This is a genomic window from Pseudohalocynthiibacter aestuariivivens (assembly GCF_018457175.1).
GTDB classification, from domain to species: domain Bacteria; phylum Pseudomonadota; class Alphaproteobacteria; order Rhodobacterales; family Rhodobacteraceae; genus Pseudohalocynthiibacter; species Pseudohalocynthiibacter aestuariivivens.
On the sequence record NZ_JAGFNU010000010.1, the window covers coordinates 60,281 to 81,965 of the forward strand.

Consider the following 21,685-nt stretch of genomic DNA (forward strand, 5'->3'; position numbering starts at 1 on the left):
CATGACAAACCGCTATGACGATGTCCGACAGGTTGCGGACAGCCTGAATGTTGACGCAGTCGCCCTGGTGCCCGGGCCAAACTTTACCCGGTCGATGGGTCAGGCTTTTATGAGTCATGAGCGGCCCTTTTTGGTCGTGATCCCGGCAAAGGGCGAGCCAGCCGCAATTGTCCCAAATCTCGAGCTCGGGTCCTGGGAACTGGTGAACTTTGAAGGCGCTGTTTTTGATTGGCGTGATCAAGATGGCTACCAGCATGCGTTTGAGGCGTTTGCAAAACATATGCCGCTGAAATCACTGGCGGTTGAGGGACAGGTCATGCGGGTGTTTGTGCATCACGCGTTGAAGGCTGCGATGCCCGATCTGACGATTGTCGATGCCGAAAAGGAAATTTCCGGTTTACGCCTCCTCAAAACGACTGATGATATTAAATCCCTGCAAGCCGCAATAGATATTTCCGAACGCGCGCTGGAACGGGTGCTGAAAGCCATACGAATTGGCCAGACAGAGACAGAGATCGAACAAAACCTTGTTCAAGCTTTGTTTGCAGAAGGTGCCGATGAAATGGCATTTGGCCCGATTGTCGCCGCCGGCGATGGCTCGGCACGCCCGCACGCGCATGCAAGACCAGATTACCGCGTCAAGGCAGGGGACCCGTTGTTGTTTGACTTTGGCGCTCGCAAACATGGTTTTGCTGCAGACATCACGCGAACTGTTTTTGTCGGGCACGCAACAGACGAAGGCCGAGAGGTTTATCAAACAGTTTTGGCAGCCAACGAGGTTGGAAACGCGATAACCCGCCCTGGTATCACAGCACATGACATAGACGACGCCGTGACTTCTGTTATGGAGGCTTCTCCTTACTCCGACCGCATCCGTACCAAAACGGGCCACGGATTGGGCCGCGACGTTCATGAAGCCCCCTACATCATGCGGGGCAATCATCAGGTCATGCAGGCCGGCATGGTTTTTACCAATGAACCCGGGCTCTACGAAATCGGTAATTTCGGTGTGCGCATCGAAGATGATGTTCTGGTTACAGCAGACGGGTGCCGGTGCCTGACATCCTTTCCAAAAGAACTGACAATAGTGGGGGCCAATTGATGCTTAAGTACTTTTTGGCCCGGTTGCTTACGTTTCTGCCAACCTTTGTTGGCGTTACTTTAATTTCGTTTTCTTTCATTCGTTTGCTGCCAGGAGACCCTATCATCGTAATGGCGGGCGAACGCGGGATGAGCGAAGAGAGATACAATGCTCTGATGCAGGAATTCGGGTTTGACCAGCCGATATTGGTTCAATACTGGGACTACCTTCTTGGTGTTGTGCAGGGGGACTTGGGGCAAAGTTTTGTGACCAAGAGGCCTGTCTGGGACGAGTTTTTCGCGCTGTTCCCTGCGACGTTGGAGCTTTCAATCTGCGCGATGATCTTTGCCGTGATGCTGGGTCTTCCCGCAGGCGTGATAGCAGCAGTCAATCGCGGAAAACTGCCGGACCGGTTGTTCATGTCGATTGCTTTGGTCGGGTATTCCATGCCGATCTTCTGGTGGGCATTGCTGTTGATCATCGTTTTCAGCGGAAACCTCGGTATGACGCCGGTCTCCGGACGGATCGACCTATTATACTATTTTGACAGCACAACGGGCTTCATGCTGATCGACAGCCTCTTGTCGGGGCAGGAAGGGGCCTTTCGCTCAGCGGTTCGTCACCTAATCCTGCCTGTGATCGTTCTTGGAACAATCCCGCTTGCGGTGATTGCACGCCAGACCCGTTCTGCAATGCTTGAGGTGTTGAGCGAAGACTATATTCGCACCGCACGCGCCAAGGGTCTTACCCCTGCGCGGGTCAATGGCATTCATGCGCTGCGCAATGCATTGATCCCGGTCATAACCGTTATTGGCCTGATGGTGGGAACCCTGCTGGCGGGTGCAATCCTGACAGAGACTATCTTTAGCTGGCCGGGGATCGGCAAATGGATGGTCGATAGTATTTTCCGCCGCGACTACCCGGTGGTGCAAGGTGGCCTCATGCTGATCGCCGTCATGGTTATGATCGTCAATTTAACAGTCGATGTGCTTTACGGCTTCATCAACCCGAAAATCAGGAAACGCTGATGGACCACGCATCCACCGATGAAATCAAATCACAAGCACCGGCGCGCCCAGGCCGCCTGAGCGAGTTTTGGTACTATTTCCGAGAAAACCGTGGTGCGGTGATCGGGCTCTGGATTTTTGCGGCTTTTGTGATCGTTGCGGCAGGGGCGAACTTGCTGGCACCCTATGATCCGACAGAACAGTTTCGCGAATTCACGCTGGTCCCACCGTTCTGGGCCGACGGCGGAAATTTTGCCTTTCCGCTCGGAACAGACCCGCTTGGCCGCGATATGCTTTCACGGCTTTTGCACGGCGCGCGATATTCTTTCTTTGTTGGGATTGTTGTTGTGTCAGTCGCTGCGTTTGGTGGTATTCTCATCGGCTTGCTCGCTGGCTTTGCGCCGAAGTGGGTCGACACAATTATCATGCGGATCATGGATATCATCCTGGCGTTCCCGTCGCTGTTGCTCGCCCTCGTTTTGGTTGCGATCCTTGGTCCCTCGCTTACGAATGCGATGATCGCGATCGCGATTGTTTTGCAACCTCACTACGTTCGGCTAACACGCGCCTCTGTTATGTCAGAGCGGGGCAAGGATTATGTCACATCCGCCCGGGTTGTCGGGGCAGGTCTGCCGCGCCTTATGTTTATTACCGTCCTTCCGAACTGCCTTGCCCCCATTATCGTGCAGGCGGCCCTGTCGTTTTCAACGGCAATCCTTGATGCAGCCGCGCTGGGCTTTCTTGGCATGGGCGCGCAACCTCCAACGCCTGAATGGGGAACCATGCTGGCAGATGCGCGTGAATTCATTCTGCGCGCCTGGTGGGTCGTAACTTTTCCCGGTCTTGCCATTCTCGTGACTGTGCTGGCCATTAACCTGATGGGCGACGGTCTTCGTGATGCGCTTGATCCCAAACTGAAGAGAAGCTGACATGCCGCTTCTGGAAATAAGAAATCTCACTGTCGAGTTTGCCACGGCTTCCGGACCATTCCGTGCTGTGGATGGCGCTGATATTGTTGTTGAGTCCGGCGATATTCTTGCCATTGTAGGCGAAAGCGGCTCTGGCAAATCTGTGATGATGATGGCGATGATGGGGCTTTTGCCCTGGACCGCAACTGTCACCTCCGATGTGATGCGGTTTGACGGGCAGGATCTGGCAGACCTTTCCACGCGCGAACGCAGACGCCTTATGGGCAAAGACATCGCCATGATTTTTCAGGAGCCGATGTCATCGCTCAACCCTTGCTTCAATGTCGGCTACCAAATCAAGGAAGCCCTGCGTCAGCATCTTGGGCTTGACCGCAAGGAGCGACACAATCGTGCAATAGAATTGCTGGAACAGGTTGGTATTCCGTCGCCGGAAAAGCGGCTGAATGTCTTTCCCCACCAACTTTCAGGCGGGATGAACCAGCGTGTAATGATCGCCATGGCGATTGCCTGTTCTCCCAGATTGTTAATTGCGGATGAACCGACAACAGCGCTAGACGTGACTATTCAGGCGCAGGTTCTGGATCTGCTGACGGGGCTGCAACGGGATACTGGAATGGCCATGATCCTGATCACACATGATATGGGCGTGGTTGCGGAAACGGCTGAGCGGGTCAGCGTGCAATACGCGGGCCAGAAAGTCGAAGAACAACCTGTTACAGATCTTTTTGCGACACCTCACCATCCTTATACTTTTGCGCTTTTGGCAGCGTTGCCAGAGCGGGCGACGGAAAAGCACTTGCCCACAATCAAGGGCGTCGTTCCGGGCCAGTTTGACCGGCCTTCGGGGTGCCTGTTCTCGCCGCGTTGTACCTTTGCCGATGAGACTTGCAAATCAACGCCACCAGCTGTGCAACCGGCATCATTGGGCTATGCGCGTTGCCACTATCCCATTTCCGCCAAAACGGAGGAAACCGCATGACTGCGCCCGTTGTTATCGCGAAAGAATTGTCTCGTCACTATGAGGTCAAGGACGGGCTATTCGCAGAGCGTCAGACCGTACGTGCGCTATCGGATGCAAGCTTTAAACTAAGCCCCGGCAAGACCTTAGCCGTCGTTGGTGAATCTGGCTGTGGTAAGTCAACGCTTGCGCGGCTTGTTACTCTTATTGAGCCACCCACTACAGGGTCGTTGGAAATTGATGGTATTTCTGCTGTGCCCGAGAATTGGGCCAGCCTGCGCTCTTCTGTACAAATCGTGTTTCAGGACCCCTATGGGTCACTCAACCCGCGTCAGCGCATTGGTGCAATACTGGAGGAACCGCTCAAGATCAGTCGTCCTGAAATGTCGGCGTCCGAACGTACGGCAAAGGCGCGTGAGATGTTATCGCTCGTGGGTCTTCGCGAGGAACATTTTGACCGCTACCCCCACATGTTTTCCGGTGGTCAGCGTCAGCGCATTGCCGTTGCGCGCGCGCTGATGCTGAACCCAAAGGTGCTGGTATTGGATGAACCTGTATCGGCACTTGATCTGTCGATTCAAAGTCAGATTCTCAACTTATTGATAGATCTTCAGGAAAAATTTCAGCTTGCGTATCTCTTCATCAGTCATGACCTTTCTGTTGTTCGACATATGGCGGATGACCTGATTGTTATGTATCTGGGCCGACCAGTGGAAACCGGTCCAAAGGAAGAGGTTTTCGCAAATCCGCGTCATCCTTATACGCGTGCGCTGCTGTCGGCCACGCCAACTGCGGACCCGCTTGCCAAGAAAGAGCGGATCAAGCTTGAGGGTGAATTGCCATCGCCACTTGATATGCCCGCCGGATGTCCGTTCGCGCCTCGCTGCTGGCGCGCGCATGACAATTGCCATACCGAACGCCCCGTTCTGGACGGCAATCAGCATTCCGTAGCGTGTTTCTATGCGGATGTTGAAGATTAGTTTGCGTTCGTAGCAGAACGAAAACTTGTGGAGCCGGTGAACCACAAAATACTAAGTGTATCTTACTGGAGCATTTTTTGCCCGGGGCGAGCGTTTAGCCCACCCAGGGTCAATGTTTTACGCCAGTTCCATGCAGTCTGGCTGACATGTCGTGAAATCTGAGAAGAAGTCGCCAAAATCTCCCGCGTCGAATTCAACCGTAATTGAACCACGAAACGGGTCATCATTTTGCTGGGCCTCAAGCTCTACCATGTCGGACATTCCATCATCGTCCGGCAGATCAATATTGAAGACGAACTGAAAGTTGAATTTCCCTGCATTTGGGAAATAGATGTCACCTCCGAAACTGATAGAAAACTCTGCATCTTCGGCAAATCTGTCATCCTGACCGCAACCAAATGCGACAAGCATATCGTCGTCTTCTCCAACGGGATCGACCATATCCTCTTCAGCGACATCTTCGCTGTCATCTGGATCAGCGGCGTCGACAGTTTCTTCTTCCTCCTCAGTTTCCGTGTCAGCTTCCTCCTCGTCCTCAGGGTCCTCGGCGTTGACGATGTCTTCTGGCTCGTTGTCTGTGTCGCCTTCCTCTTCTGCTGCTACAGTCTCGTCTGTATCCGTGACGACTTCATCTGCGTCTTCGGTGTCTTCAGCAACAGGGTCTTCGTTCTCTACAACGTCTACGACTTCGTCTTCGTCTACGACAACCTCGTCGTTTTCTTCGGCTGGCGGCTGTGGAATTTCTGTTGTCATCTCCCCTACAATGTCTGACTGGTCTCCTTGGGTATCCGGTACATCAGGTACAGGCACGCCGAGGTTGACAGCATCAGTGGTTCCAAAGTTTTGGGTGATCATCACAGAGTCAAACCCACGCCCACCGGAAGAAAAATCACCACGTTCGATGCCAATTCCAATTTCTTCAAAATTGGAGTTCAGAATATTTGCGCGGTGTCCCGGACTATTCATCAGGCTTTGGTGAATGGCCTCTACGTCGTCTTCTAAACCAGGGTCGCCACGTTCGCTTTGAAAACCAATATTCTCGCCGCTTCGCCATGCACCCTCAAATTGAAACCCAGAACGCTCCATGCGTTGGGTTGGGTTGGAGCCGCCACTCCCTGTGTGGGAAAAAACATCTGCATCAAGCATCCAGGTGCTGTGATCTTCGCTTGCATCATTCAAATTATCGTCAAAGGTGAGGGGGGCAACTCCGGCAGCCGCGCGCTCAGCGTTGATCAGTCCAAGCATCAGAATTTCAAGATTGTTCGCTTTTGACATATGTCACTTCCTTTTATTGGACTCTCGTTTTTTGAGTGCCCGATTGGTTTCCAACGTTCCCCCGGGGTAATAACGCCTGCGAAATGGCGCACTTTTCCCGGATCTGGCCAAGCACCTGACCAGAGCGATTCCTCGTATCCCAATGAAGAAGATCGAGGCTTTATAGTGCTGCAAAAACATGAGTTTACAGCCCGCGACACACTTAAGGCAGCCCCCTCCTTAAGTGCTAAACTGGACGCTATTTGCGCAATTTGACCGTGACAACAACCAGATTAATCTTTAACAAGAATCGGCCTAAAACAGCCGAGACGCCATCTGATGCTGGCAATATTGCGCGTAAACCTTTGTTTAAGGCTCGTCATTTCGACAGTCGATCGCTCATTCCCCTAAGGGCGCTTTCTTCTTTACTGCTCGAAAACGTTCTCAAATAAGCGGATATCGCGACAGTTTTTCATGTATGGCGCCGTCCCGATGTAGCGTGGAGCGATAGAGCGAAAAATGACTTACGGTAAAAGCATCGAGTTTGAAATTTAAATGTTCGAATACATAACTGCGTAATCTTTCCAACTCCTTGTGAGATATCCCTCGTTTGAAACGTGCCAGCGTTACATGCGGGTGGAACCGCTCCCTGCTCAGCTGCAATCCTGAAGCGTGCAAAGCGCCTCTGATTTTTTTGTGCAGACTGGCCAACGCTTCGTTCTTGGTGACACCTGCGTAGAGTATTTTTGGCTCATTACTTCCGAAAATATCGAGCCCGGCAAGTTCGAGTTCGAACGGCCGGGCACTAAGCAGTTGAAGGCTGTGATGTATTTCTTCAACCAGTTCATCGTGCTGCTCGCCCAGGAAAGCTAGGGTTAGATGAAAGTTTAGGGCATCGACGGGGCGGCCGACGGGCAAGAAACTCTGGATCGTCGAAAGCGTATCCACAACCTGTTCAGGGAGGTCAATCGCTAGAAAAACGCGCATCTTTCCCCCAATTTTGTGTAGGCTATACACAGATTCAGATTCAGGCAGAACTCGAAAAGAAATAGTCCGCTAACGTCAGTTATTGCTTGATCAGAAGATGTAGGCAAACGCGTAATTTACTGCGTCTTTCAAAAACTGCAGCGTAGGGTTTTAACATATTGCAGGATTATGTAATTTTCGAAACCCCAGACCCCGCTGCGATCCAACGGGGAGAAAGATGTAAGGAAGGTTGCTTCACGATCAAAGACAGCTATCGTTTGTATTTGCCGCATCAAGGAGAAAAAGATGAGCGAAACTGAGCTTCCAGAGGGTGAACTTACCTTACGCACCTTGGCCATGCCTGCGGACGTAAATGTTAACGGTGATATATTTGGCGGTTGGGTATTGTCCCAGATGGACATCGCCGGAGGTATTGTCGCCGGCAAAAGTGCGGAAGGCCGAGTTGCGACGGTAGCCATTGATGCAATGAAGTTCATTCGACCGGTAAAGGTTGGCGATGTTCTTTGCATTTATGCGCAGGTAGAGCGCGTTGGGCGCACCTCGCTGGGTATCGGAATAGAAGCATGGGTCTTGCGTGACCGGATCGGTGAACGTGAGAAAGTAACCGAGGCGGTCTTTACCTTTGTGGCTATTGACGAACAGGGGCGTCCAAGGGTCGTGCAACAATAGCACCCATTGTTAGGCTTTCAGTGCCAGAGATTTAACGCGCCGAAACCGCTGGTAAGCTGCACTGTTCTTTGTAATTCTGGGCGGGTTCGCGAAACGAAAGTCATATAGAATGAACCAATGGGTCACCGCTGCAATCAACAAGATCGAAGCTGACTACCAGCGCTCCGCTGATACGCATCTTTTCAAGCTGAATGTCCCCAAACTTCAGGGCGTGGACATTTATCTTAAGGACGAAAGTACGCATCCTACAGGAAGCCTGAAACACCGGCTTGCCCGCTCCCTTTTTCTTTATGCGCTTTGTAATGGCAAGCTCAGGGAAGGTATGACTGTCATAGAGGCCTCTTCCGGCAGTACTGCGGTATCAGAGGCATATTTTGCGCAGATGATTGGCTTGCCCTTTGTCGCCATTATGCCGCGAAGCACCGCGCAGACCAAAATCAGGCAAATCGAGCTATATGAAGGACGTTGCCATTTTGTTGACTCGTCACCGCAGATGCATAGCGAAGCTGTGAAACTTGCCTCGGAAACAAGCGGCTATTTCATGGATCAGTTTACATATGCAGAACGGGCAACCGATTGGCGTGGAAACAACAACATCGCAGAAAGCATTTTTATGCAGATGGAGCGGGAAGAATACCCGATTCCCGATACATTGGTCATGAGTGCCGGAACAGGCGGTACCTCTGCAACGCTCGGGCGATACATCTTGTACAAAGGGTATTCGACGCAGCTTGTTGTTGTTGATCCTGAAAATTCGGTTTTTTATGACAGCTATGTCAAAAAAGACAGGAGCCTGACTTCGGACAAATCCAGTCGGATTGAAGGTATCGGGCGGCCCAAGGTGGAGCATTCATTTCAACCCGATGTCATCGACAAGATGGTTCAGGTGCCTGATGCGGCGAGTGTCGCCACAATACTTTGGTTGGAAAAACTGACAGGGCGTAAGGCCGGGGCCTCCACCGGTACAAACCTTTGGGGTGCGTTACAGGCCGCCGAACAGATGATGGCCGAGCGGCGCCAGGGGTCGATTGTCACACTGATGTGCGACAGCGGGCAGCGTTATCTGGACACATATTATGACAAGCAATGGGTCACAAAATGCATTGGCGATGTTGAGCCTCATCTCGAACGCTTAAATCGCTGGTTATAAACATTATTTTTACATTTTAGAAAACGAAACAGATCGTACAGCCATCTTTCATCTGAAGCGTGGGAGGTGTCGCTTGATGAATATCATGCTGTTGATGCCAGCATCTTGGTAAGCTGAAGTGGCTGCTTTCACATTTCGAACGATCTTCTTTTGGTTCGTTTGTTGTTCAAGGTCGGCGGCCCGCATGTATGAAAATTTTAGGGGTTGATTTGCGTTTTCTTGTCTTACTCACTTTAGCTATCATGAGCGGCTGCATGGAGGCCGAATTAGGCGCTGTTTTCAAGTTTGACAGCGAAACCGTAGATCGTCAGGGACATGAATTTTAGAGCGACGGCGCATCGCGTTAAACCCATGGAAGAAGTTGGCAAAAATCTTTAAAATTTAGGCACGTAACGCCCTAAAGCGCTACATGTGATCCTCCACATCGGCGACGTCTATGCCCAGTGCATCCAACCCATTCTCCAAATGCTCCGCGAGGCTCGGAATGCCCGAAAGATACTGCTCAGTTGGTGCAGTAGCTTCACGCGTTGCCTCCTCCTTAGCCTCTTCAAGCTCTTCGGCGTCGAAACTATCACGGCCAATCCACATCAAAGCGACCAGGCTGACTTTCTCGTCATCATTCATGCCGGAGATGTAGTTGAATAGTTGTCTGCTGTCGGGTCCGTACTCGCGCGATAACATGATGACACGAACAATTTTTCCTGTGCTGATTTCAAGCATATCGACCTTCCGATTCATTAGCCACAGTGTCCAAGCTTAGCTTGGCCGTGGCAAGCTAAATTGACGTGTCAAACGAAGTGCAAACACCCTGAGACCTTATTGGCCGCAGGATTCACCCTCATGCATAGAGTGCATAATGATGCCACCCTCGGCACAACAAGGTTGAATACCTAAAGCACAGCTATAAAGCCTATCAATAGACTTTTGGCGGTGAAATGAAAGGAGGGGTGGTGAAATTAGAGAAGGCGTCAGGTGCTTGGGCGAACCCTTGCTTCGTGTCTGAAAGACACACCCTGACGCCATCCTGAACCTTTCCCCCCAGAGGGCTACGGGCCCAGTTGCTCGGATTCCGAAGAAACCTCGCTGTCACAAAATGTCCGAAAACAAATTGTAACCCGCTCTAGCTTGCTGACATTACCATCCCATTCAAGCTCCGAAGAACCCATATGGCCTGATCTGTTTCCTTGAAGCCTTTGCATCATGACCCGTTTCCGAAGACCGGTTTTCTTTCAGCTCTAGCTTTGAGAAGCCTTTGCTCTGCTCCGCTTCCTAAGAACCTTCGCATTGGATGAACTTTCTCAGACCGGGGCGAGTCGCGCAAGAAAAATTCTTCGCAGTTGCGTTGCTGAGCTGTGGATAACCTGTTGAATTTAATGTGTAAATGTAGTGTATAACTCGATTTTGTCCAACGTAAACTGAGGCTTAAAGGTTGGCGGAAAATAGCCCATTCTGGTGATGTCTGACGATGACGAAACGTGGCGCGGTTCGAACTGTAGAGACATTCCTGGCGGAATTTGGACTAGCGCCGGATTGGCGCGTTGGTAAACCCCTTACATTCTCTGTAGTTTTGGCGATAGTCTCACGAGCTTGATGGCAGGAGTACAGCGCATGCGAAACAAATTTTGGATGATTTTGGGGTTTGCAACAATTTGGGTAAGTTTTTCAGGATGCGTCCAGTTGGCTATTGGCGCTGCTGGTGCCGTGATCGCCGATGAGGTGATAGAAAACCGAACCGGTGACGATGGCCTTTTCTAAGCTGACGTAGAGCAGGGATCTAAGTTCTAAACCCATGTTTCCACCCTCTAACGCAAAAAGGCTGAATCGATTGTCTCACACACTGGCGTAATAACAGCGAATCCAGGCTACCGGTACTCAAATGCCTCTGCAGTCTGGAACGTAGAATGTTTGGGCTTGGGTGTGATGGTTGATTGTCATTCGCTGGAAATCCAAAACCTTCTTTTCAAAGGGAGCTGGAGCGACAGGGTGCGAGGTATCACGGACTGCGTCTTCTCTGGTTTTGCTTTGTGGCAGGATGCCGCGTGATATTTCAACGGCTACCAAGCGGAAGTAGCGCGGCTTAACCATATGAATGCGGTTGCTTATAGGGCGATCTTCTGTCTGTTTTAAGGGACAGACACGCCAAGCGATCCATCGCGCCCAAAAGGACGCAAGGAGGTTAACATGAAAATTGCCCGGGTTAGTTCAGAATTGCGGGGGGAAACGGACCGTTTGCTGACCGAGATCGCTACTCAGTTTCAGATCGAAGGTGCAGCCCTAGTCGGGATCGTCAAGGTTATGCAACACGAGAGTGCCTTCGAAAACGGCTGCGACATGAAAGTAAAAGTTCTACCAGATGGCCCCGAGATCAAGATCACCCAAGCTTTGGGGAAGGGCTCGGACAGTTGCCGGTTGGACCCGGGAGCGATCGCCAACACGGTTTCCGCAGTAGAGCATAGCTCTATAGAGGGGGCCGATCTCTTTATCCTTAATAAATTCGGTCCAGAGGAAGCGGCGGGTAGGGGCTTTTGCACCGTCATTGGGTCTGCCCTGGAACTTGGTATTCCAGTGCTCGTTGGTGTTGGAGGCGCCTGCCGCCAAGACTTTGACAAATTTGTCGACGGATTGGCCGAGGCGTTACCAGCTGATCAGGAGACAATCCGCGCATGGTGCTATGCGGCTATGTCAAAATTGCCTGAGATTCAACATACCTGACCGTTTGGTTGCGTGACCGGTTGGCTGGCCGTACGAGCGGCGCATCCAGCCATGATCTTTCCCAGATCATAAACAGACAAGCGGCAGGTCGCTATCTTGTCCTGTTTTCCAATGGAGGAACCACTCTCACGCAAAACTCTGGATGCATTGAAGCCAGCGACAGACCTTCAGGCATCCCTTGGCATTTTTGACAATGCTTGCTTAAGTTGGCAGCATCAACTTGCGCAAGTTTCGGCTCACAGCCGGGGCCTGCAAATTTCAAAGGAACGCCCATCATGTCAGAGTCCCTCATCCGTTCGGATATCGATTTGGAGGTTGATGGGAAGCAAACTGGGTATCTTCGTCTGCCGCATTCGGTTCACCGCAGTGCAAACGGCCAGATCCTTATTCCCGCCGTGATGGTCAGGAGCGGCAATGGGCCGACTGCGCTGCTCATTGCGGGCAATCATGGGGATGAATACGAGGCGCAGATCGCATTGAGCAAGCTTTGCCGTGAGGTGGATAAGGGTGACATTCGCGGCCGTTTGATTATTCTGACGATGGCGAATTTTCCGGCGGCACAGGCAGGGACACGAACGTCGCCGATTGACGACGGCAATCTCAACCGGACCTTTCCCGGCGATCCGCTAGGCACGCCCACCCAGATGATTGCGCACTACATCGAAGAGGTTCTTCTGCCGAAGTGTGACTATTTCTTTGACTTTCATTCAGGGGGTTCGTCGCTTTACTACCCGCCGACGCTGTTGCGCGGTATGGGGAATTCGGCCCATGAGCGCGAAGAACTGATCAAACTGCAAGACGCCTTTGATGCGCCTTACGCGTGGGTGTTCACGAGCGGCGGCGGGCGCGAGACAAAGGCGCGCACGGCCATGGGCGGGGCAGGGCGCAAAGGGGTCATAACCCTGATGGCAGAGCTTGGAGGCGGTGGTACCGTCTCCAAGGAAATTCTGGCGCTGACGGAACGGGGGATCCGGCGGATGCTCCATAGCATCGGCATGTTGCCTGGGTATGAAGCAGATGCCATGAATGGAACGCGCGAACTGACGATTACAGATAGCGTCATCGCCTATGACAATGGCTTGTTTGAACCGTTTTACGACGTGGAGGATGTAGTGAAAAAGGGCGATTCAGCCGGTCAGATTCATTTTCCGGAAGAACCTTGGCGTGAACCGAAGGTACTGGATTTCCAGCATGGCGGCATGGTTCTGTGCAAGCGTGTACCGGGCCGGGTTGAGCGCGGAGATTGCCTTTTCCAGGTCGGCAGTGATCTTTAACGGCCCGTATGGCCAGCCTTAGGGCTGATCCAGCAGAGTCAGGATTTCAGCGCAGTTTTGGACCTGTCCGTTGCAGCAATCCTGCAGCATGAAGCTGACTAGGTCATTCATGGCTCCGATATCGGCGGAATAGTGGATTTCGCGTTGGTGGCGCGTCGATTTCAGCAATCCGGCCCGTTTCAGCACGGCCAGATGACCTGACAGGGTTGACGGAACAATGTTCAGACGGCTGGAAATCTCGCCGACATTCAGACTATTGGGTGCTTCGCGCACCAGCATCCGATAAATCGACATGCGGCTGTCCTGGGCAAGGGCTGCAAAGGCCTCTATTGCTTTGATCTGATCCATATTACGGCAATACCCGAAGTAACGAATCTTGACAAGGCTGCTGGGATCGGATAGCCAAATTGATAATTCGGCAGATGACGATTTATTAAGAAGACTCATCCGATAAGACAACCAGTTCAATCTGCCAGAGAGAAACCGCCAGTGAACAAAGCCAACAATCCGATGCAGGCGAACCCTGACCAGATACTGAGCGCGCCAACACTGGATGAAGTGCGCACCGCTGCAGGGACGCTGGCTGCTGCCATCACGCTGACGCCGTTGCTGCAAAGCCCGGAAGTGAACGCGCGGCTTAAAGGCCGGCTTTTGATCAAGAATGAGGCCATGCAACGGACTGGGGCATTCAAGTTCCGCGGGGCGTATAATCGCATCAGCCAAATGAGCCCGACCCAGAAAGCCCGTGGCGTCATCACCTATTCCTCGGGCAACCATGCGCAGGGGGTTGCCTTGGCGGCAAAACTGCTGGGCACCACGGCGTTGATTGTCATGCCAAGCGATGTTCCACAGGCAAAGATGGATCATACGCGCGCGCTGGGCGCAGAGGTCGTCACATTTGAGCGTGAAAAGGATTCCAGCGATGACGTGGTTGCACGCCTGCGGGGTCATACCGGGCGCATCATAGTGCCGCCCAGCGAGGACCGGCGTATTCTGGCAGGCGGCGGGACCGTGCCACTTGAGATCCTTCAGCAGGCAGAGACACCTCCTGATGTGGTTCTGGTTCCCTGTGGCGGCGGAGGTCTGTCTGCTGTCACCGCGCTTGTTATGAAAGCGATGTCACCGGAAACGCAGGTTTTCGGGGTGGAGCCCGCGTTGTTTGACGACACGCGCAGATCGCTTGCCCTTGGTCGACGGGTCGAGAACCCGGTAGGCCGTAAAACCATTTGCGACGCGATCATGACGCCGACTCCCAATTCCCTTACGTTTTCCATCAACAAGGAACTGCTGGCAGGTGTGCTGACTGTCACAGACGATGAAGTCCGGGACGCCATGCTGTTTGCATTCCAAAATTTTAAAATCGTGGCGGAACCCGGTGGGGCGGTTGGCCTTGCAGCCGTTTTGAGCGGAAAGATCGGTATCACCGGCAAAACCATTGCTGTTGTCATAACGGGCGGCAATGTGGACAGAGGCAGGTTTGCTGACGCATTGGCGGCGGCTAAAAACTCATGAACAGGGAACGCTGACATGCCAAACAGGTTTTTTTGCAGCATGGTTCGGGGATCATGGCCAAACGGCTGGCAGATGGGAACATCGCCACCTTTGTCACGGCGCTGCTTGTTGGGGCATTGCCTGCAACGGTTTTTTCAATTGGCTGCTGGCAGAAGAACCGCCTTTGACCGGGGCTTGAACCGAACATGAAAGATTTCTAAATGGTGGAAACGCAGACAGAAAACCTATTTGACCGGCGGATCGACCGGCGTGAAGTTCCGGCGCTCAAAGTCCACCCGATGGTATTAGGTCAGGATGGTGAAAACCTGTTTGCAGCAGGGGTGGCTGATATGGATTTCATGGCCCCGCCCGTTGTGCTCGAAGCCCTGCAACAGCGCCTGGCCCACGGCATTTTTGGCTATGAGGCGGTGCCGGCCGGATTGATGCCCGCGCTCACCGCATGGCTGCAATCCCGGCATAGCTGGCAGGTGGACCCCGCGCATATCCTGCGCGCACCGAATGTGCTGAACAGCCTGGCAATTGCCGCCTCGCTGTTCACGGAACCCGGTGATGGCGTCATTGTGCAGTCGCCCGTGTTTTTCGACTTTTATGATATCCTGCGCGAAAACAACCGTGAACTGGTCTTAAACCCGCTGATCCTGAACGACGGCCGGTACGAGATGGATTTCGACGGGCTGGAGCGGCTGGCAGCCGAGCCGCGCACCAGAATGATCTACCTGTGCAACCCGCATAACCCGGTCGGGAGGGTCTGGACTAAGGCCGAGTTGCAGCAGTTGGGTGAAATTTGCGCGCGGTATAATGTGCTGGTGGTGTCGGATGAAATTCACGGCGATGTCACGTTTTCGGGCCATCGTTACACCCCCTTTGCCGCGCTTGGGCCGGCTTATGCGGACAATTCGATCATCTGTCTGTCGCCTGCCAAAAGTTTCAACATCGCCGCCTGTTGTTCGGCCTTCACGGTGATTGCGAACGTAGCGCGACGCAAGGCGTTTCAAGTTGAAAACAGCCGTCTGACCGTCAACAAGAATAACGCGTTTTCCAGTGCGGCGATGGTCGCCGCGTATTCACGGGGCGGCGAATGGCTGGACGATGCCCTAAGCTATATCGAAGGCAATCTGGCGCTGGTACGCACGCATCTGGAAAACATTCCCAACGTGAAGCTGATCGAACCTGACGGGACCTTTCTGCTATGGCTTGATTTTCGCGCGCTCGGATTGTCTCCGAGCGACCTGACCGCCTTTCTGCGCCAGCGTGCTGGCTGGGCCGTCACCCGCGGGCAGGCTTTCGGGGTCGAGGGCGAAGGGTTTGCCCGCCTGAATATAGCCTGCACCCGTGCCACACTGAGCGATGCCTTGCAGCAGCTGTCAAACGCTATCACTGAACATTCTAACACCCAGAAAACAGGAGTTCCCCAATGACCAACGTAACCGTCTATGATCCGGCTATGTGCTGTTCCACCGGCATTTGTGGTGCGGAAGTTGAACAGCAGCTAGTTACATTTGCCGCCGATCTTGACTGGCTAAAATCGAAAGGCATCGCGGTTACGCGCATCAACCTGTCTCAGGAACCTGCCAAATTCGCAGAGAACAACAAGGTTAAGGCGGTGCTGGAAAGCTCCGGCGTCGAGGGGTTACCGGTCATCATGCTCGGCGATACGCTGAACTCGTCTGGCCGCTATCCAGCGCGGGGTGAACTCGCTGAAATGGCGGGCGTCGCGTATACATCTGAAACCGGAACGTCGGGCCAGGACGGCAGCATAAGCGGCTGCTGTGGTAGCAAGAAAAGTGCCGAAGAAACCTCCTCCGGATGTTGCTGACCCGGCCTCAACCATTTTGAAACAAAAGCGAGTACTTCCATGTTCAAGAGCCTGCCTAAATTCGTATTTTTCACCGGCAAAGGCGGCGTTGGCAAAACCTCGCTGGCCTGTGCGACAACGCTTGATCTTGCCAGCAAGGGCAAGATGATCCTGCTCGTCAGTACGGATCCTGCGTCAAATGTCGGGCAGGTATTTGAAAGAGAAATCGGCAACCGAATTACGAAAATCGCTACCGCCCCCGGTGTTGATGCGATCGAAATCAACCCCGAGGAAGCAGCAGCAGATTACCGCGAACGCATCGTGGGGCCGATGCGGGGTGTTTTGCCTGAAGTGGCGCTGAAAAGCATCGAAGAACAGCTTTCCGGCGCCTGTACCATTGAAATTGCCGCTTTTGACGAATTTACGGCCCTGCTGACTGATAATGATCTGGTGGATCGTTATGATCACGTCATTTTCGATACGGCGCCGACCGGTCACACGATACGGATGCTAAAACTGCCTGGCGCCTGGTCGGGTTTTCTCGAAGCTGGCAAAGGCGACGCCTCGTGCCTGGGCCCGCTGGCCGGGCTGGAAAAACAGCGCGACCGTTACGCGGCTGCAGTTGACCGGTTGTCTGACCGCGATGCCACACGGTTGGTTCTGGTGGCGCGGCCCCGGCATTCGGCACTGGCGGAGGTGGCCCGTACCTCATCTGAACTGGCTGCCATCGGCATCAGGAACCAGCATCTGGCAATTAACGGTATGATGCCCGAGGAAACGGGCGGTGATCTGCTGGCGTCTGCCCTTCTGAAACGAGATCAGGATGCATTGGCGGGGATGACGCCGGAGGTTGCGGCCCTGCCGCGTACGGTTTTCGCGTTGCGTTCAGAAAACCTCGTCGGCCTTGCGGCGTTGAAACGATTTGCAGCCGGCGAGGAGGATGTCGTTGTCGACTCGCAATCCACCACGAACGAGAAGTCGGGTTTCCCCACGCTTGGAAAGCTGGTCGATGATATCGAAGGCCCAGGCAAGGGTTTGATCATGTTCATGGGTAAAGGCGGTGTTGGGAAAACGACCATGGCGGCAGCTGTGGCCAGCGAATTGTCGGCCCGGGGCCACGAGGTCTTGTTGACCACCACTGATCCGGCGGCCCATATTTCTGAAACACTGGCAGGTGATCAGCCCGGCCTGACGGTCAGCCGTATTGACCCAGCCGTGGAAACCGCGAACTACCATGCCCATGTGATGGCGACTAAAGGCAAGGACCTAGACGATCAGGCCCGCGCGATGCTGGAAGAGGACCTACGTTCACCTTGCACCGAAGAAATCGCTGTGTTTCAAGCGTTTTCCCGGGTGATCCGTGAAAGCGGCCGGAAATTCGTCATCATGGACACAGCTCCGACCGGGCATACGTTGTTGTTGCTTGATGCGACGGGGTCTTATCACAAGGATATTCTACGCCATCAGGACAAGGTAAGCCGCGCCCGTCTGGTCACCCCGATGATGCGCCTGCAGGACCCGCAACAGACGAAAATCATGATCGTGACCTTACCGGAAACCACACCGGTTCTGGAGGCGGCCCATCTGCAGAACGACCTGCGCCGCGCCGGGATCGAGCCGTGGGGCTGGATCATCAATTCCAGCCTTGCCGCTGCCGAAACAAGCCAGCCGTTGTTGCGCAAACGCGCCCAGTCGGAACATGAGCAGATCGCAAAAGTGCGAGACACGTTGTCAAAACGCTACGCGGTTGTACCAATTCAGGCAGTCGAGCCAGTGGGTGTCGAAAGACTTAAAGGTTTGTGTCGCCGGGCGCTTGACTCGGCTGCGGCGTGATTTGGTACTTCGTCGGCGGCGGAATACTCCGATGGTGTTCATGAATGATGATGTATGTTTGCTTCCGTTTTTCGCTTTGCAATGTTGAGAATCTGCCGCACGAGCGCGGCATTGGTATCAGCCATGAATTAGCCTGGCTCTGGTGGAACAGATTTGACTGATATTCACCGCCGAAACTCTGCGAAGGCGCGTTGACGGAATTGCTAACAAAAACTGCATTTGCGGCGCTTGTAAAATGAAAGTTTCAAACCCGAAACTGTGAACACAGCGCGATTGCAATAGACCCTCAACCCTGTAGGCTGGAGGTGCGGAAGACATCTAGGCTGCACGGAAAACGATGAACCAGATTTCAAAGGTGTTTTCGGTAATTGTTCCAATATGTTGGAGCAGCCTTTTGCCGATGTTAGCAGTGGTCTTCACTTTGCTGCTTCTGGGGGCCTGCGAAAAGGTAAATCGACTTGCTCAGGCACCTACAATCTATGTGGAAAAAGGGAGCTATCCCGAAAGCGAGGTGCCAGAGTACCTTCGTACAGTCTCGCCTGATATACTGTTTGTAACAGATCGACGCGCAGTCACAACGCGCGAAGGAAAAATGAACTTTTCACACGAACGGTCCCCGGCAATGGCATTTGGGCGAATAGAAGTTAATCTTGCCCCCGGATGGAGTTGGTCAGATTTGTTGCAAGAGCAGTCGGCAAATCGGAACAGAATGCCAGCGATTGTGACAGGCGACGCTGAAACGCTGGTTCAGTTTTCACCCACTCCGCTGCCCTTTGAATTGAAAAACGGGGTGGCAAGACCTTTGCCAAGTGCTTTGGCGCCTTATCAAGAACAAAAAAGGGCGTTTCAACGGCGCGTTTCGGCTGAACTGAAGCGGGCTAACCGGCGCGACGTTGTGATTTTCATACACGGGTTCAATAATGGGTTTGATGATGGGGTAACAACGTTAGCCAATATTTGGCATTCCACGGGCCGGATCGGTGTACCGATTGTATATTCCTGGCCAGCGGATAGTTCAGGTCTATTTGGTTATTTTACCGACCGGGAGTCGGGGGAGTTTTCGATCTTTCACCTTAAAGAGTTTTTGCGGGCGCTGTCTTCGGTTACGGAACTTGAAAGAATTCATCTGATTGCGCATAGCCGTGGTACGGATGTCGCGACCAGCGCGCTGAGGGAACTGGTGATTGCTGAGCGTGCAGCCGGGCGCGATCCGCGCCGTTCCCTGAAGCTCGACACCTTGATTCTAGCAGCCCCCGACCTTGATTTTGGTGTAGTGCGTCAGCGACTGATCGCAGAGCAGTTTGGCCCGGCTTTTGGCCAGATTATTGTATATATGAACTCGAAAGATGGGGCACTGGGCTTGTCGCAAACCTTAATGGCAGGGTTGAGATTCGGCCGGATTTCCTCCGAAAATCTCGGGGAAAGCGAACGCGTGATTTTTAAAAGAATCCAGAACGTAAATTTTATTGAGGTTGAGCAGGTTCGGGGACAGTCCGGACACGCCTATTTTCGCGAGAACCCTGCGGTGCTGTCTGACATTGCGCTTGCCTTACGGACGGGGGCATTGCCGGGGTCTTCGGAGCGCCCCCTGACAAGAATTGACGGGAACTTTTGGCAATTACGCAAAGATTATCCACTGCAGGTCCAATGACTTAACGCGGTAGAGCGAAGCATTGGTTAAGTATAGCTAGATATTAATTACCCCGAAAAAACGCCAGATTGTTTTGTCAGAGTAACCTAGCTTGAGCCCGCCTGAGCGGTTGCGTAACCTCGCCGGAAGACAACCCACAGTGGCCCAGTTTTTTAGTTAGAAAGAAGCTCTAAAACTTGGTCTCGCTCGGAAAGAACCAATAACAAAGCAAGATCCCCAGGCTGAAGATTCTGCAGAATTTCTTCGGCACCAGCATTGGGAGATTCCGCAGAAATGATCTGGTCCGGTTGTAATCCATGCTTCTTGCATGTTTCTTTTATCAGCTGTGTAACTTCACCGAGTGTTCGCCCTCGCAGATAGTCAGCAAGCTCAACGGCGACCACAAAATCGGGATTCATTTTTAACGCCGTTTCAGTGACATCTCTGATATCTTGGTCAGACCGATCACCCGCGTGGCTCAACATAACAAAACGTCTGTTAGCAGGAATTTTTGAAACCGTTTCAGATACCGCAGCGATCGAATGTGGATTGTGAGCAAAATCAACGAATATTCGAGCGCCATTGCTTTCGAATTCATTTAACCGCCCAGGGTTGTCTTTTGGGTCGTTTCCAAAACGTGTCAAGCCGTCAGAAATGGCATCATCGCTTAGTCCGAGTGCGCGAGAAATGCATGTTGCAGCCAGAGCATTTTGGATGTTGTACCTCGCGGCCCCACGCATTGTGATTGGGATGTCATGAACGTTGACAACGGGCTTTGTTCTTTGTCCGTCAAAGAAAACGATCTGTTCTGCATCAAGCCACGCGCAGGGAGTCGATGCCGAAATCGCTTTTTTCAGCTGCGGTGAAGCAGGGTTGAGTGAAAACCACCAGATATTGGCGTCAGTCTGATTTGCTTCATCGACGATATAGGCGTCATCAGCGTTCAGAACCAAAACTCCATCCTCTGTTAACGCGCGATGCACCGCAAACTTGGCGCGCGCCAATTCAGGAACAGTGTTAACGCCGTATTGGCCTAAATGATCGGCAGCAACATTTGTCACGACAGCGGCACGCACTTTGCGAGTTGGCAATCCACGACGAAGAATACCGCCGCGCGCGACTTCGAGAAAGCCAAGTTCCAATCGTTTGTCACGCAACAAAAGACGTGCCCCACCGGGTCCGGAGTAGTCGCCCCGGTCCAGAACTATGTCGCCGACACGGACAAAATCTGTAGACGTGAGGCCCGACACTTTGCCTGCCGCCCTGGCTATTGCAGCGCAGAGGCGAGTGGTTGTCGTTTTGCCATTGGTGCCTGTAATCATCGCCAATGGAACATTATGCAACTTTTTCCAATCGACGTTTTCTGGGCTAGGCAGGGATGTCATGGGCCAAATTTTTGCGCCGGCACCATGTCCCAATGACAGTGTTTCATCATCGCTCAGGGCATCAATGCCGCGGTCTTCAGCAGCGTTCACAAGCGCTATCAACACCGGATTTGCCTCGCGCTGCATAACATTCTGAAGATCTTTGATCATACTGTCAAAATCACCAGAAGCTTTTCCCAGCAACTCAGCGGAAGAAAAATGCAATGCGGTTTGCGCTACAAAGACCGCTGAATACAGCTGATCGATGGGCGCAGATATCGCCAAGTTAACGCCGCCATCGTAGGCGCGCGCTGTAATCTGCTGGTCATGCCATGCGATGACATCCATCACCCGGCGCGCATTCTTTTTCCATAGGTCTACGACCTTTTCTGCACTAACATTCCGGAGTTCAAGCTGCACCACAGCACCCGGATGATCCCAGAGAAATCCAGGTCCCGTCAGGCGCCGACAGTCTTCGACTTGCAGACTATCTGAGGTCGGAATCGTGATCGACAGGGCATCTTCGATGTCTTCAATCGAATCCATTATG

General features: G+C 52.9%; 20 protein-coding genes. 15 read left to right on the top strand and 5 right to left on the bottom strand.

The genetic code is table 11. The features are described from left to right. Position 1 precedes the first annotated feature (1 nt). The 5 genes from J4E70_RS14540 to J4E70_RS14560 are packed head-to-tail and all read left to right on the top strand — an operon-like array spanning position 2 to position 4,955. Complete coding sequence (locus J4E70_RS14540) at positions 2-1,102, top strand: M24 family metallopeptidase (protein WP_213890371.1); 1,101 nt, start codon at positions 2-4, stop codon at positions 1,100-1,102. Beyond that, positions 1,102-2,109, top strand: coding sequence for an ABC transporter permease subunit (locus J4E70_RS14545; protein ID WP_213890372.1), 1,008 nt, complete (start codon positions 1,102-1,104; stop codon positions 2,107-2,109). Before J4E70_RS14540 ends, J4E70_RS14545 begins: the two co-directional genes overlap by 1 nt. Further along, positions 2,109-3,017 carry an ABC transporter permease subunit gene (locus J4E70_RS14550; protein WP_213890373.1) on the top strand — a complete coding sequence of 303 codons (909 nt, stop codon included), beginning with the start codon at positions 2,109-2,111 and terminating at the stop codon, positions 3,015-3,017. Before J4E70_RS14545 ends, J4E70_RS14550 begins: the two co-directional genes overlap by 1 nt. 1 nt (position 3,018) lies before the next feature. Continuing rightward, entirely contained in the window at positions 3,019-3,996 is a 978-nt protein-coding gene (locus tag J4E70_RS14555) for an ABC transporter ATP-binding protein (protein ID WP_213890374.1), read from the top strand. Beyond that, a complete protein-coding gene (locus J4E70_RS14560; RefSeq protein WP_213890375.1) occupies positions 3,993-4,955 on the top strand; it encodes a dipeptide ABC transporter ATP-binding protein in 963 nt (320 codons plus the stop codon). Before J4E70_RS14555 ends, J4E70_RS14560 begins: the two co-directional genes overlap by 4 nt. 117 nt (positions 4,956-5,072) lie before the next feature. On the opposite strand, the gene J4E70_RS14565 is transcribed toward J4E70_RS14560, so the two are convergent. Together J4E70_RS14565 and thpR are read right to left on the bottom strand one after the other, a co-directional pair. Beyond that, positions 5,073-6,230, bottom strand: coding sequence for a CAP domain-containing protein (locus J4E70_RS14565; protein ID WP_213890376.1), 1,158 nt, complete (start codon positions 6,228-6,230; stop codon positions 5,073-5,075). Positions 6,231-6,653: 423 nt separating this feature from the next. Then, positions 6,654-7,196, bottom strand: coding sequence for an RNA 2',3'-cyclic phosphodiesterase (gene thpR / locus J4E70_RS14570; protein ID WP_246531776.1), 543 nt, complete (start codon positions 7,194-7,196; stop codon positions 6,654-6,656). Positions 7,197-7,481: 285 nt separating this feature from the next. Between thpR and yciA the strand changes: the two genes are divergently transcribed. After that, positions 7,482-7,865: an acyl-CoA thioester hydrolase YciA gene (gene yciA, locus J4E70_RS14575; protein WP_213890378.1), complete on the top strand. Its 384-nt coding sequence runs from the start codon at positions 7,482-7,484 to the stop codon at positions 7,863-7,865. 109 nt (positions 7,866-7,974) lie between these two features. Further along, positions 7,975-9,015 carry a PLP-dependent cysteine synthase family protein gene (locus J4E70_RS14580; RefSeq protein ID WP_213890379.1) on the top strand — a complete coding sequence of 347 codons (1,041 nt, stop codon included), beginning with the start codon at positions 7,975-7,977 and terminating at the stop codon, positions 9,013-9,015. A 405-nt stretch (positions 9,016-9,420) separates the two neighbouring features. Here the strand turns inward: J4E70_RS14580 and J4E70_RS14585 are convergent, their stop codons facing one another. Beyond that, entirely contained in the window at positions 9,421-9,735 is a 315-nt protein-coding gene (locus J4E70_RS14585) for a DUF3775 domain-containing protein (RefSeq protein ID WP_213890428.1), read from the bottom strand. A gap of 888 nt (positions 9,736-10,623) precedes the next feature. On the opposite strand from J4E70_RS14585, the gene J4E70_RS14590 reads away from it, so the two are divergent. The 3 genes from J4E70_RS14590 to J4E70_RS14600 all read left to right on the top strand — a co-directional run bounded on the left by J4E70_RS14590 (position 10,624) and on the right by J4E70_RS14600 (position 13,001). After that, positions 10,624-10,770 carry a hypothetical protein gene (locus J4E70_RS14590; protein WP_213890380.1) on the top strand — a complete coding sequence of 49 codons (147 nt, stop codon included), beginning with the start codon at positions 10,624-10,626 and terminating at the stop codon, positions 10,768-10,770. A 426-nt stretch (positions 10,771-11,196) separates the two neighbouring features. Next, positions 11,197-11,727: a DUF2478 domain-containing protein gene (locus tag J4E70_RS14595; RefSeq protein ID WP_213890381.1), complete on the top strand. Its 531-nt coding sequence runs from the start codon at positions 11,197-11,199 to the stop codon at positions 11,725-11,727. Between the two features lie 275 nt (positions 11,728-12,002). After that, complete coding sequence (locus tag J4E70_RS14600; RefSeq protein WP_213890382.1) at positions 12,003-13,001, top strand: succinylglutamate desuccinylase/aspartoacylase family protein; 999 nt, start codon at positions 12,003-12,005, stop codon at positions 12,999-13,001. Positions 13,002-13,019: 18 nt separating this feature from the next. On the opposite strand, the gene J4E70_RS14605 is transcribed toward J4E70_RS14600, so the two are convergent. Continuing rightward, positions 13,020-13,349, bottom strand: coding sequence for an ArsR/SmtB family transcription factor (locus tag J4E70_RS14605; RefSeq protein WP_213890383.1), 330 nt, complete (start codon positions 13,347-13,349; stop codon positions 13,020-13,022). Between the two features lie 141 nt (positions 13,350-13,490). On the opposite strand from J4E70_RS14605, the gene J4E70_RS14610 reads away from it, so the two are divergent. From J4E70_RS14610 to J4E70_RS14630, 5 genes are all read left to right on the top strand, one after another. Next, on the top strand, positions 13,491-14,513 hold the full coding sequence (locus J4E70_RS14610) for a threonine ammonia-lyase (RefSeq protein WP_247078681.1): 1,023 nt from the start codon (positions 13,491-13,493) through the stop codon (positions 14,511-14,513). A 200-nt stretch (positions 14,514-14,713) separates the two neighbouring features. Further along, a complete protein-coding gene (locus J4E70_RS14615; protein WP_213890384.1) occupies positions 14,714-15,931 on the top strand; it encodes a MalY/PatB family protein in 1,218 nt (405 codons plus the stop codon). Further along, positions 15,928-16,329, top strand: a complete 402-nt coding sequence (gene arsD / locus J4E70_RS14620; protein ID WP_213890385.1) for an arsenite efflux transporter metallochaperone ArsD — start codon at positions 15,928-15,930, stop codon at positions 16,327-16,329. The genes J4E70_RS14615 and arsD overlap by 4 nt, the downstream gene beginning before the upstream one ends. 39 nt (positions 16,330-16,368) lie before the next feature. After that, complete coding sequence (gene arsA / locus J4E70_RS14625; protein WP_213890386.1) at positions 16,369-18,141, top strand: arsenical pump-driving ATPase; 1,773 nt, start codon at positions 16,369-16,371, stop codon at positions 18,139-18,141. 400 nt (positions 18,142-18,541) lie between these two features. After that, entirely contained in the window at positions 18,542-19,792 is a 1,251-nt protein-coding gene (locus tag J4E70_RS14630; RefSeq protein ID WP_246531779.1) for an alpha/beta hydrolase, read from the top strand. 152 nt (positions 19,793-19,944) lie between these two features. Here the strand turns inward: J4E70_RS14630 and J4E70_RS14635 are convergent, their stop codons facing one another. Further along, positions 19,945-21,681: a Mur ligase family protein gene (locus J4E70_RS14635; protein ID WP_213890388.1), complete on the bottom strand. Its 1,737-nt coding sequence runs from the start codon at positions 21,679-21,681 to the stop codon at positions 19,945-19,947. Positions 21,682-21,685: the final 4 nt, after the last annotated feature.